12 protein-coding genes and 1 pseudogene are annotated in these 11,898 nt (G+C 71.0%); 8 read left to right on the top strand and 5 right to left on the bottom strand.

Translation table 11 applies throughout. From position 1 onward, the window contains the following. Nucleotides 1-23 precede the first annotated feature (23 nt). From ACTOQ2_RS13980 to ACTOQ2_RS13955, 6 genes and pseudogenes are all read left to right on the top strand, one after another. Entirely contained in the window at nucleotides 24-1,931 is a 1,908-nt protein-coding gene (locus ACTOQ2_RS13980; RefSeq protein ID WP_440099991.1) for a hypothetical protein, read from the top strand. 98 nt (nucleotides 1,932-2,029) lie between these two features. Next, nucleotides 2,030-2,362: a hypothetical protein gene (locus ACTOQ2_RS13975; RefSeq protein WP_440099990.1), complete on the top strand. Its 333-nt coding sequence runs from the start codon at nucleotides 2,030-2,032 to the stop codon at nucleotides 2,360-2,362. Nucleotides 2,363-2,374: 12 nt separating this feature from the next. Continuing rightward, nucleotides 2,375-2,569 carry a hypothetical protein gene (locus tag ACTOQ2_RS13970; RefSeq protein ID WP_440063732.1) on the top strand — a complete coding sequence of 65 codons (195 nt, stop codon included), beginning with the start codon at nucleotides 2,375-2,377 and terminating at the stop codon, nucleotides 2,567-2,569. Between the two features lie 65 nt (nucleotides 2,570-2,634). Then, nucleotides 2,635-2,991 (top strand): hypothetical protein, encoded by a 357-nt coding sequence (locus tag ACTOQ2_RS13965; RefSeq protein WP_440099989.1) that lies wholly within the window; start codon nucleotides 2,635-2,637, stop codon nucleotides 2,989-2,991. Between the two features lie 182 nt (nucleotides 2,992-3,173). Next, nucleotides 3,174-3,419 carry a helix-turn-helix domain-containing protein gene (locus ACTOQ2_RS13960; protein WP_440099988.1) on the top strand — a complete coding sequence of 82 codons (246 nt, stop codon included), beginning with the start codon at nucleotides 3,174-3,176 and terminating at the stop codon, nucleotides 3,417-3,419. 220 nt (nucleotides 3,420-3,639) lie between these two features. After that, nucleotides 3,640-3,723: pseudogene (locus ACTOQ2_RS13955) on the top strand (acyl-CoA dehydrogenase family protein); the annotation flags it as partial. A 137-nt stretch (nucleotides 3,724-3,860) separates the two neighbouring features. On the opposite strand, the gene ACTOQ2_RS13950 reads toward ACTOQ2_RS13955, so the two are convergent. The 4 genes from ACTOQ2_RS13950 to ACTOQ2_RS13935 all read right to left on the bottom strand — a co-directional run bounded on the left by ACTOQ2_RS13950 (nucleotide 3,861) and on the right by ACTOQ2_RS13935 (nucleotide 8,998). After that, on the bottom strand, nucleotides 3,861-4,319 hold the full coding sequence (locus ACTOQ2_RS13950) for a hypothetical protein (protein ID WP_440063729.1): 459 nt from the start codon (nucleotides 4,317-4,319) through the stop codon (nucleotides 3,861-3,863). 347 nt (nucleotides 4,320-4,666) lie between these two features. Next, entirely contained in the window at nucleotides 4,667-6,616 is a 1,950-nt protein-coding gene (locus tag ACTOQ2_RS13945) for an alpha/beta fold hydrolase (RefSeq protein WP_440099987.1), read from the bottom strand. Nucleotides 6,617-6,857: 241 nt separating this feature from the next. Then, nucleotides 6,858-7,523: a response regulator gene (locus ACTOQ2_RS13940; protein WP_440099986.1), complete on the bottom strand. Its 666-nt coding sequence runs from the start codon at nucleotides 7,521-7,523 to the stop codon at nucleotides 6,858-6,860. After that, nucleotides 7,520-8,998, bottom strand: coding sequence for a sensor histidine kinase (locus ACTOQ2_RS13935; protein WP_440099985.1), 1,479 nt, complete (start codon nucleotides 8,996-8,998; stop codon nucleotides 7,520-7,522). Before ACTOQ2_RS13935 ends, ACTOQ2_RS13940 begins: the two co-directional genes overlap by 4 nt. A 334-nt stretch (nucleotides 8,999-9,332) precedes the next feature. Between ACTOQ2_RS13935 and ACTOQ2_RS13930 the strand changes: the two genes are divergently transcribed. Continuing rightward, a complete protein-coding gene (locus ACTOQ2_RS13930; RefSeq protein ID WP_440099984.1) occupies nucleotides 9,333-10,673 on the top strand; it encodes a glycoside hydrolase family 6 protein in 1,341 nt (446 codons plus the stop codon). A 132-nt stretch (nucleotides 10,674-10,805) separates the two neighbouring features. On the opposite strand, the gene ACTOQ2_RS13925 is transcribed toward ACTOQ2_RS13930, so the two are convergent. After that, on the bottom strand, nucleotides 10,806-11,309 hold the full coding sequence (locus ACTOQ2_RS13925) for a MarR family winged helix-turn-helix transcriptional regulator (protein ID WP_440099983.1): 504 nt from the start codon (nucleotides 11,307-11,309) through the stop codon (nucleotides 10,806-10,808). A 78-nt stretch (nucleotides 11,310-11,387) separates the two neighbouring features. Between ACTOQ2_RS13925 and ACTOQ2_RS13920 the strand changes: the two genes are divergently transcribed. Further along, entirely contained in the window at nucleotides 11,388-11,810 is a 423-nt protein-coding gene (locus ACTOQ2_RS13920) for a DoxX family protein (protein WP_440099982.1), read from the top strand. Nucleotides 11,811-11,898: the final 88 nt, after the last annotated feature.

The following is an 11,898-nucleotide window of genomic DNA, read 5'->3' as shown; positions in this document are numbered from 1 at the left end:
CCTCGACGAGGAAGAAGTACACGGTGCCCACCAAGCAGGACAAGCCCACCGCGCCGCCCACGCCGGCCGACGACAACCAGGCCCGCAAGGTCGCGGTCCGCAAGATCGCGTGGCGGCAGCGCCGCGCCGTCGCCAACCTGCTCCCGCTCGCGTGGATCGTCGGCCTGCAGAGCATCGCCGTGGTGATCTGGGTGGCCGCCGTGGTGCCGGGGGCGAAGCTCGGCGCGGTGCTCGCCGTCATCGCTTCGGTGCTGATCTGGTTGGAGCGCCGCGGCGGTAGCCCGTACTCGGTTGCGATCGTGGCCGGGGTGCTGTGGCTGATCCCCGCATACCTGTGGGGGCCGTTCGGCTGGACGGCGCTGACGCTGTGGCTCGTCGGGCCGCTCGTCTCCGCGCCGTTCCTGCGTGACCACCAGACCCGGTTCCGGCACCGGCCCGAGCCGGTACAGGCCGCCGTCGTCGCCGAGGAGCCGAAGCCTGAGCTGGAGGCCAGGCTTGCACCGGAGCAGGTCAGGTACGACGAGCGCGTCATTCCCAACAACCTGGTGTTCGCCGGTACCCGCCTGGACAAGCCGGAGCCGGTCGCGGGCGGGTTCACCGCGCGGATCATCGGCGAGCCGGGCAAGACGGAGCTGTCGAAGCTCCAGACCGGCACGGGGACGATCGCCTCGGCGTGGCGGGGCCGCCCGGATCAGGTGACGATCGAGGAGGCCCCGGACGGCGACAACTCGCAAGCTCTGCTGACGGTCATCACCCGCGGCGACAACCTGCAGCGGGCCCGGTACCTCGAAGAGGACGGCGCCGCGATCGACGTGGCGACGGGCATCGCCCGCATCGGGTACTTCAACGACCTCCGGCCTGCTCACTGGTCATGGTGGACGACGTCCGGCGGCGCGCAGATGGGATGCAACTGCGGCACCACCGGCAGCGGGAAGTCCGGGTTCGGCAACTTGAAGATCTGCCTCGCCCACGACTGCCCGGTCATCGTGACCGTGCTGCTCGACGCGCAGGACGGCAGCTCACAACCGGACTGGAACGGCAAGACGCACCGCTACGCCGAGGGCGTCGAGAACGTGTTCGGCGAAGTGCAGGCCTTGGACTACGTGGCCAAGCGGCGCGCCCACTACATCTCGCACGCCCAGTGGTCAGACAGCCGGGGACGCGAGCGCGTCGGTAAGTCGTACCTGGTGCCCGGTGACCCTGACCTCGGCGGGATGGTCCTGATCTACACCCTCGTCGAAGAGGCGCCGCTGCTGTTCCAGGACGAGGTGTTCGGCCCCCGGGCGATCAAGCTGCTGGGGCCGGGAGCGAAGACCTACCGCAAGCCGGGCATCGGCCTGGACATCTTCACGCAGAACCTCGACTTGGGCGAGCTGGGCCGGAGCCGGTCGTTCCGCGCGAACATCGCTGGGGGCGGCAGCATCGCCGCATTCCGTACGGGCGCCTCGACCGACCACAAGATGGTGGGCCTGGCCAACGACCCGTCGAAGCTGCCCGAGTACTTCCCGAACGGCGACAAGACTCACGGCCTGGGCTACCTGCGCGGCCTGGACCGCCGCCAGGCGACCATGCGCCCGCTGATCCCGCGCGATCAGTTCGAGATCGCGTCCCGCCCGGCGGCCGGCCGCTTTGACGAGGTGACCCTGGGCTTCTACGACGAGTACGCCGCCACGCTCAAGGGCGGCCGGAAGGCGTCCGCGCCGAAGGCCGCCCCCGTGCGGGCCACGTCGGGCGACGTGCAGGCCGCCCTGGAGGAAGTGCTCGCTGCCGCAGACGGGCCGCTGGATCTCGGGTCGATCGTCGCGGCCTGCGGCCAGCGGACCCAGGGCTGTTCGCTCGGTGAGATCAAGGCCGGGCTCGCGGCGCTGGAGTCCGCCGAGCTGGCGTGGCGCACCGGGACCACCTACGCCTACGTCGACCAAGGGAGGTGATGCGCCGACCGCACTCGTGACCGATGTTCATCGCCCTGGGCCGCCGAACCCGACCAAGAGAAGGACGGCCCAGGGCTCCTCAAAGAGGAGATATCACCATGGCACCAAAGCCCAAGATCACGAAAGAGATCGGGCCGTGGCCCGGCGAGGAGCTCCCCGCCCAGTGGCGGGAGCCGCAGAGCGTCCGCGACGCCTACGACATCACCCTCGTTCGCGAAGGAGGCCCGATCATGACCCGCGTCCGCTCCGCCGGCCTCGTCCTCGTCCTGACCCTCGTCTTGCCGCTCACCGCGTGCGGCGACCCCTTCGCCGAGTCGTTCGGCGAGAAGGCGCCCGAAACGCCGGCCTGCTCCGCAGGGGTGACCTCACCATCGCCCGGTCCTGATCCGGTTCCGGCCGACTCGTACATCCCCGGCGACGCCCCCTGTTGACGAAGGAGAACTGTGATCATCAACGGTGACCGAGACGTCGAGGTCAGCGGCCCGCCGCTGGTCATCGTCATCGACGGCGAGAAGTTCGAGGCTCGCGCGCTGCAGCGGATCATCGCGCTGCGCTGGGCCATGGAGCAGTGCGGGCCCGCGGCCACTGTGGAGGCCGTGCTCAGAGCGGCCCTTCTGTTCGAGAAGCACCTGAGGTAGCCCGCTGTTGTCCCGCCCGGCGGCCCCGGGCGGGACAACGCCCCGTTTGAAGAAAGGACAGTTCAATGGCCGTTTTCGCTGAGAACTCCGCCCCGTCCCAGACGGCTGTCCGCTTCTGGGCGCGGGTGTCGTGCGCGCTGGCCATCCCTGCGTGGCTGTCGGCCGTGCAGGTCGCTGCGCTCGTGCTCGACGTGACGGGGCGTCAGGGGCGCCTGGTGGTCCCTGTGGTCGTCATGGTGGTCTGCGCGGCCCTGTGGTGGCTGGAGAGGCTCGGGGGCAGCGCGGTGGGGGTCGCGGTAACCGGAGGCGCGGCGTGGCTCCTGGCGTCCGTGAGCTGGGGGCAGCTCGGGGCGACGGTACTGATCGCGCTGAGCCTCGGCCTGCTCGCGACGCTGACGTGGAGCGCAACGCTCACGAAGTGATCGCCGAAGCGCCTCAGGCAACGCGCACATTGGAGAGATCTTCGGGGGGTTGCCGAGGCTTGGCGATACTTGCCGATGATTGCCGTTACGGACCTGACGCACTATTATTCATCTAATGCGTCACATGCGTCTGATGCGTCAGAGCCGGTAGGTCTGATCACCTGTGAGACGAATAAGGGTTATTGCCCGAATTCATGGTGATGGCTGTTTCCCGGACTGAAGACCCTGAGGAGGGATCGGTGGCGGAAAAACACCTGACGCCGGGTGATCTTGCGCTACGGGTGGGCGTGCCCATCGGTACGGTCTACCAGTGGAATTCGCGCGGTGGTGGCCCGCGCTTCATGAAAATTGGCAAGTACGTCCGTTACAAGATGGCGGATGTCGCTGCATGGGAAGAGTCCCAGTACGTGGATCAGGCCACTGGGTGACTTGGGGACGCCGGGCAGATCGTTTCCAAGGCGATCTCACTGTGTGTGACTGGCGACTTCGAGGGCCAAACGGGGGCGGGCAGCGTTCGACCTTGCCTCCAGTTCTGCCCCAGTTCTGCTAGAGGGCGGCTACCAATGGCAAATGATCGCAAGTAACAGCAAGAGATTTTCCAGCTCAGAGGGGCAGTGGCGACGAAGCCGCAGGGTAGCGAACTTCGTCGCCAAGATCCTGGAGATCGGCGAGGGCACCAGCGAGGTGCAGCGGATGCTCATCGCCAGAGAGCTCGGCCTGAGCGGCCTCTGACCCGCGGACACCTGGGACGGAGGAGGGCCGGCCCGGATGAGGGCCCTCCTTTCGCGTGGTGGCGAACCGCTCGCGCCGGCGAGGGTCTTTCCCGGGTACGGGCGGGGCGGCGGGGGCGGCCCGGTGCCTGGGGTCCCCTACCCGCAGTTGCCGAAGGCTTTGCGGCCGCCGGTCGCCTCGGCATAGTCCAGGCGGGTGTCCCGGGTGCTGCCCCAGTACGAGACGCACTTGCCTCGGGCCTTCACCTTGACCGGCCCGGCGTAGTACTTGAACTTGCCCGCGTCGGTCTTCGGCTTGCCGCCCCGCACCGTCAGGGTGGCGGTGGTGTAGGTGGCGGTCCGGTAGAAGGCGGTCTTGATGCTGACCACGCAGTTGTAACCGGTGCTGCGGTTGTACATGAGGTAGACGTGGCCGAAGGTGTCGCGTCCGGACTTGAGGGGACGGACGCCGTCCTTCACCCGGGTGAACCCCGCCCCGCAGACGCGCTCGGGAGTGTAGGGGGCGGAGGCCGCGTACGCGGTGTATGCCGGGTTCGCCGCGAGAACACCGGCGGCCAGGGCCGTCACGGCGACCATCTTCGGAACCGATCTGATCACTTGTCTACCCTTCGACGGTGGGCCGCGGCGCGTGCCGCGGCGGATCAACCTATTGATCTTGGCTCATATCCATGCTTTCCGGCAACGGGCACCGGGACGCCGGTCGCGCGGGAGCCGGGGCTCTCCGGCCCCGGCCTTGCGACCGGGGCGCGACTCCTCGCGGGTGTCGCCACCGATCCTCCGCGCCCGGCGCGCCCGGTGTGCCGTACGCGGGGAAACCGGCCCGGCATCGGGTCGTCACCCTGCCTTCCCCTCGCCTCCCGTCCCGCCGATACCGGCTACGGCGGTCGTGCCGAAGAGCGGCCCGGCCCCCGTGAGGGGCCGGGCCGCCCGGCCGGGCCGGGGTGTCAGTGCGAGGGGATCGTCGCGGTGAAGCCGCGGCCCGCGAAGGTGCCGGAGACGGCGGTGTCGTCCTGGGCCAGGAACGCCTTCCATGACAGCTCCAGCGCATGCGAGCCGCCGTCGCCGCCGGTGACGGTCAGCCGGGCCGTGGCACCGCTGCCCAGCCGGACCTCGCCGTTCACCGTGAGGTCGCCGACGAAGCGGACGTCCCGCAGCCGGACGGTGCCGGCCTTGTCGTCGAACGTCAGCCGTCCACCGCGCAGGCCCTCCTGCGTGGCCGGCGACCAGGGCGGGGTCCCGTGGGGGTTGCGCCTGGCGGTCGCGTCGGCGACGGTGGCGAAGGCGGCGGCGAGGACACGCCGCTCCTTCGCGGCCAGGCCGGTGCCCCGTGCCGGGGGCACCTGCGCCAGGGTCCGGGGGAAGGAGCCGAGGGCGCGGTAGTTCGCGTCGTCGCAGCGGGGCCGGTCGTCGTAGGCGGCCGGATCGGTGAGGAAGGCACGCATCGCGCCGCGGACGCACTCGTTCACCCCGACGCCGGTGGTGAGGTTGTGGCCGGCGAAGCGTACCCGGGAGAAGGTGGAGTCCGGGAAGCGCCGGGTCACCGCGGCCGCCTCCGCCGGGGTGGTCGAGTCGAAGTCCCCTCCCAGGGCCAGGACAGGCACCTGAGGGTGTTCCGCGCCCGGCGGCACGGGCGGGCTGACGCGGGGAGTCGGCCAGTCGACGCAGATGTCCTGCATGCCGAGTATCGGCCTTCCCGGAGTCGGTCCGGCCAGGTCGGTCACGTCGAACGGCCGAAACGGGCGTTCCCTGTCGTAGTAGCGGGTCAGCCGCCGCCACCGCTCGTCGGCCGGGGCGGTGCGCTCGAACGGGAAGGCGGTGTCGGCGCACACGTAGGAGAGCAGGCCCGCCAGCTCCGGCGCGCGCAGCGGCTGGCCCGGCGCTTCGTTGACCGCCCGCGTGAGACGGCGCAGCGGGTGCGGGTCGCCGTCCAGGTAGGCGGCGACCGCCGCGCTCGCCTCGCGGCCGATCATGGGTAGGTAGAGACTGTCCGGCAGCTTCGCGAGGGACGAGAGCCGCAGTTCAGGATCGGGATGGGCGCGCAGGTGCCGTACCAGGCCGGAAAGAAGGTCGGAGGGATCACCCGGCAGGCGGCGGCAGGCGCGTGAGGGGGCGCAGGCCACGTCGAGCAGGTCGGCGCGGGACCGGATCCGCGCGGCCACGTAGCCGTCCTCGCCCGTGGACACCACGCTGTCGAGCAGCACGCCGGAGAGGGTGCCCGGGTGGCGGGTGGCGTACGCCTCGGCGAACAAGGTTCCGTATGAGATGCCGTAGAACGTCACCTTCGGCACGTCCAGGGCGTCGCGGACGGCGTTCATGTCGGTGACGGCCTGGTCGGCGGTGAAGAACCGGCTACGAGGACCGAGGTGGGCGGCGCAGGCCTTGACGGTCTCCGGGACCGCCAGGTCGAGCCCCGGGCAGAGCAGCGGGGCGGGCTTCCCCAGCCCGCGCGGCTCGACCACCAGGAGGTTGTGCCGGTCGAGCACCGGTCCCAGGGCCTCGGCCAGGGCCGGCACCGCGGGGAGTGCCGACAGCGGGCCGCCCGGATTGGCCAGCACGGTCCCGGAGGCCGGGCGGGAGGTGTCCTTCCTGGGCAGCCAGGCGAACGCCACCGTGATCCGCTCCGAGGCCGGGTCGCCCCAGTCGAGCGGAACCCGTATCTCCCCGTCGCAGCGGGTCTTCGCGGCGGCGCACGGATGTCGGAACCCGCCCGCGCCCCTCCCGGCCTCTCCGTTCGCCTCCCCGGTCCCGGCCCGCGCGGCGGCCCGAGGTGTGTCGTGGCCGCGGGCGGCGGCGTTCGGGGCGGTGAGGAGCGAGAGGAGAAGCGTCCCGCAGGTTCCCGCCGTGACGAGCGCCGTCGCGGTCCGGCGTGTGATGGATCGCTGGTTTGCGTTCATGTTTCCAGGCTCGTCCACGACCGGGCCCCGTCCCTCACCACCGGGAACGGTTTCCCGCCTGGGAACCGGGCACCGGTCGCGCCCCCGTCTGGGAGTACGGTCCCAGACGGGGACGAGGAACCCGGCCGGGAGCCGGGCGGTGCTTGGGAGGGGGCGGCCGGTGGTGCTCGGGCGGTGCGCCGGAAGGGGTCAGCCGGTGCCGCTGGCGGGGATGACGGTGCCCGGGGCGGCGCGGGAGGGGTCAGCCGGTGGTGCCCGGGGTGACGAAGCCCGCCTCGTAGGCGACGACCACGGCCTGGGCGCGGTCGCGGACGCCGAGCTTGGCGAACAGGCTGGTCACGTGGTTCTTCACGGTGGAGGCCGCCACGTCGAGCGTTTCGGCGATCTCCGGGTTCGACCGCCCGCGCGCGATGAGGACCAGCACCTCCCGCTCGCGGTCGGTCAGACCGGCGAGTTCGGGCGGCATCGTCGCGGGCCGGGGCCGTACGGCGCGGACGAAGGTGCCGATCAGCCGGGTCAGCAGCCGCGGCGCGACGACCGAGTCGCCGCGGTGCACCACCCGCACCCCCTCCAGCAGCTCCTCGGGGGAGACGTCCTTGGGCAGGAAGCCCGAGGCCCCGGCGCGCAGGGCATCGACGACGTACTCGTCCAGGTCGAAGGTGCTCAGCGCGAGCACGCGCACGCCGGGCAGCTCGGCGGTGATCCGCCCGGTGGCGGTGACGCCGTCGGTCTCCGGCATGTGCAGGTCCATCAGCACCACGTCGGGGAGCAGGTCGCGGGCGAGGGCGAGCGCCTCCTCGCCGTCGCCCGCCTCTCCCACCACGGAGAGGTCGTTCTGGGCGTTCAGGATCATCCGGAAGCCGGAGCGCACCACCGCGTGGTCGTCGACGACCAGCACCCTGATCATGTTTCTCTCTCCCGCTCGGTCGTTTCCCGCTCGACCGGCCTGCCCGCCGCCGGTGGGCGGTCAGCCGGTTCCCGCTCGGGCGGTCCTTCGCCGGTGTCTCGCCGTGCGTCCGTTCCCAGGACCGGGAGAGGCAGCCACGCGTGGACCCGGAAGCCCCCGCAGGGCAGGGGTCCCGTCTCCAGCCGCCCACCGCAGAGTGCCACACGTTCGGCCATGCCGCCCAGCCCGAAACCTCCACCGGAGTGGCCTTCGTACCTCTTCTCGGCAGCGGCCGTCCCGGGTCCGTCGTCGACCACCTCCACCTCGACCGCGGCGGGCTCGTACTCGACCCGCACCCTCACCGGGACGTTTCCGGCGTGCTTGCGCGCGTTGGTCAGCGACTCCTGGACGATGCGGTAGATGGCGTGGTCGACCGCGGCGGGCAGCCTGCCGGGGGTGCCGGTCACCTCCAGGACGGCGGGCTGATCCGCCTCGCGGGCCCGGCCGACCAGCGAGGGCAGGGCCGCGGCCCTGCGGGCGGGAGAGCCCGCGCCACCGAGAGGACCCGTCTCACCGGAGGGACCCGCGTGCCCGGAGAAGCCGGTTCCCGCGCCGGTGGGGGAGTCGCCGTCCACGGGGGCGGCTCCCGGGCCGGCCGGGTCGCTCACCCGGTCGGCGCGCAGCACGTGCAGCAACTGCCGCATCTCCGCCATCGCCTCCCGCCCGGCGCGCTCGGCGCTGAGCAGGGCGGCCTCGGCCCCGCCAGGATCGCGGGCCATGGTCGTGCGCGCCGCCCCCATCAGGACCTGCATCGTGCTGATGTTGTGGGCGACCACGTCGTGCAGCTCGCGGGAGATGTGGCGGCGCTCGGCCCGTACGATCTCCTCGGCGAGTTCGGCCTGCCTCCTGCGGGCGGTCTCCCGGCGCAGCCGCACCAGCCTGCCCAGCCCGACGAGCAGCAGCGGGACGAACACCCCGAGGGAGCCGGAGTCCTGGCGTTCGGTCCTGGTGGCGAGCTGGACGGCCGTCGACACCGCCGGGTAGAACAGGCCCACCGCCACGGCCGCGACCCAGGCACGGCGGGCCGCGCCGTGGCTGCCCGCCGCGTACAGGGCGAGCATCGCCTGCAGGCCGTACCCCTGCCAGCCCGTCGACACGACGATCACGCAGTCGCAGACCACGGTGACGGCCACGACGGCGATCGGCCGGCGCCGCCACCACACCAGGGCCGCCGACGAGACGGTGAAGAACGCGAACGCCAGGACGGACATCCCCTGGGGGGAGAACCTGTCCTGCAGGACGGCCAGGGTGGCGTACACCGCCCACACGCCTAGCGCGAGAAGCACGTCGGCGACGCGCGAACGGCTCGCTGCGGGCCATCTCCCCCTGAGCGCCGAGAGCCTGCCCGCGAACCACGCTCCCGCCCTCGCCCGCACTGCCTTGAGCGTGTCCCGCGCCGTGCCGGACACGGTTCGTGTCGCCTCGGAAATCCTCACCGTCGCGGTCGTCCGCGGCGCGGCCATGTCCGGAACCGGGCCGGGTGGCCCGCGGAAGGAGGGATGAATCCGGCGCCCGACCGATCGGGGGCGTCGCGAGGGTGGGGGAAGGTCTCAGATGCCCGGGTCATAGGAGACCAGGGTTCCAGACCGCGGGCCTCCAGGCCATGGCCTCCGGGACGGGCGTGGGGTAGTGAAACTTTCAACGCACGCCAGGGTGTTCGCACAGGTCAGCGTGTAACGGTGTGAGGCGGTGCCTGTGCCCCCTACGTCAGGGAGGGGTACGGCACCTAGGGTGGGAGCGCTCCCATGCCTCCCTCGAAGGAGCCGTCCCATGCCAAGAAGGTCGATTCTGGCCACGCTCTGCGCGGCTCTGGTGATCGCGTCAGGTGCCGCGGTCGCCGTCGCCTCCGGCGCGTCCGCCGCCGACTCCCCGTTCTACGTCGATCCTGAGACCGGTGCCGCCAAGTGGGTCGCGGCCAACCCCGGAGACTTCAGGGCGCCGGTCATCCGCGACCGGATCGCCGCCGTGCCGCAGGCACGATGGTTCACCACCACCAACACCTCCACCGTGCGCGGGCAGGTGTCGGCGTTCGTCGGAGCGGCGCAGGGAGCGGGCAAGATCCCCATCCTCGTCGTCTACAACATCCCCAACCGCGACTGCAGCGGCGCGAGCACGGGTGGCGCGCCCAACCACACGGCCTACCGGCAGTGGGTCGACGAGGTGGCCGCCGGTCTCCAGGGACGCCCGGCGTCGATCATCCTGGAGCCCGACGTGCTCCCGATCATGACCAACTGCATGAACTCCTCCCAGCAGCAGGAGACCAACGCCTCCATGGCGTACGCGGGCAAGAAGTTGAAGTCCGCCTCGTCCTCGGCGAAGGTCTACTTCGACATCGGGCACTCGGGATGGCTGTCGCCGTCTGAGGCTGCCAACCGCCTGAGGGCCGCGGACGTGGCGAACAGCGCCGACGGCATCTCCCTGAACGTCTCCAACTACCGGTGGAGCTCCACCGAGATCGCGTACGCCAAGAACATCATCTCCGCCACCGGGGTCTCCCGGCTCCGCGCGGTGATCGACACCAGCCGCAACGGCAACGGCCCGCAGGGCAGCGAGTGGTGCGACCCGGGCGGCCGGGCGATCGGCACGCCGAGCACCAACGCCACCGGGGACTCGATGATCGACGCCTTCCTGTGGATCAAGCTGCCGGGCGAGGCCGACGGCTGCATCGCCGGGGCCGGGCAGTTCGTCCCGCAGCGCGCCTACGACCTGGCCATGGCGGCCCCGCCCGTCACCCCGAACCCCACCCCGACGCCCACCGTGACCCCGACCCCGAACCCGACCCCGACCCCGACGCCGGGCGTGGGCAAGGCCTGCACGGCCGCCTACAATCTGGTCGGCTCCTGGCAGGGCGGCTTCCAGGCCGATGTGACCGTGCGGAGCAGCGGCACCGCGGCCATCACGGGCTGGACGGTGAGCTGGTCCTTCCCCAACGGCCAGAGCATCACCCAGCTCTGGAACGGGCAGCACACCCAGAGCGGCGCGAGCGTCACGGTGCGGAACGTGTCCCACAACGGCAACCTTCCCCCGAGCGCCTCGGCGTCCTTCGGGTTCACCGGTAACTGGTCGGGGAGCAACGGTGCGCCCTCCTCGGTCAGCTGCACCGCCGCCTGACCCGGTGGTGCGGCCGTGATCCGGTACGGCTCGCGCGGTATGCCCCCCGCGCGAGCCGTACCGGATTCTTCCGTCTTCGCCGCGGTTCCGTGGCCGAAAGGGAGAACCGCTTCCTCGAGTTCGTTCCGCGCGTTACCCTGGGCTTTTGCCCGGGCGGTGGGTGCGCAGCGGGCCCGCCGGTGCCGCCTTCATGGCCGCGGTGGCCTTCGTCATGATCTGCCGCATGGTCTCGACCTCCTCGGGGGTGAGCCGGTCGATCAGGAAGGCGCGCACGACGGCCACGTGCCCCGGCGCGGTCCGCTCCAGGCAGCGCACGCCCTCCTCGGTGAGCACGGCCAGCACGCCCCGCTCGTCCGACGGGCACGCCGCCCGCGTGACGAGCCCCCTCCGCTCCAGCTGCCCGATCTGGTAGGTGAGGCCGCTTTTCGAGACGATCAGCCGGTTGGCCAGCTCGGTCATCCGCATCTGCCCGCCGGGCTGCTGGGAGAGTTTCGCCAGGATCTCGTACTGGGCGTGAGTCAGGTCCGAGTCGGCTTTCAGCTGGTCCTCGACGCGGCGCTCCAGGAGGTGTGTTGCGGCCACATAGGCCATCCACGCGGCCATCTCGCTCTCATTGAGCCATCTCGTGTCGCTCACCGGCATATTGTACGGCTTGTTCAAATTTGAACTAACCGCTATGGTTTAGTACAAATTCGAATGACAGGAGGAGTCAACATGCTTGACCCAGTACGGCCGTACGCCCTGTTGCTTGCGAGGATCGCCCTCGGCGTGATCTTCGTGTTCCACGGTGCGCAGAAGTTCCTGACGACGGGATTGGCCCAGACCACCGCGTCCTTCGAGGCCTCGGGGATCCCGCTCGCGGTCGTCGCCGCACCGGCGGTCGCCTTCACCGAGGTCGTCGGGGGCATCGCCCTCATCCTGGGCGCGGCCCTGCCCGTGTTCGGCCTCCTGCTCACGCTCATCATGCTCGGCGCCATCTTCTTCGTTCATCTCGCCAACGGCTTCTCGGTGAGAGACGGCGGTTACGAGTTCGTGCTCGCCCTCGCCGCAGGCACCCTGGCCGTCGCCTTCAGCGGCGGCGGGGCCCTCGCCGTCGATGCCCTCTGGCAGCGCCGCCGCCAGCCGGCCACCGTGTAGCCGATCACGGGCAGGGCCGTCAGGGCGGTCAAGCCGGTCAGGACGGGCGCGGGCCGAGCAGGTGCGACCGGAGACAGGGATTACGGAT

It is taken from the genome of Streptosporangium sp. H16, assembly GCF_051918855.1.
Lineage (GTDB): Bacteria > Actinomycetota > Actinomycetes > Streptosporangiales > Streptosporangiaceae > Streptosporangium.
Note: the sequence above shows the minus strand (reverse complement) of the source record. Positions and strands in the feature narration are given on the sequence as shown.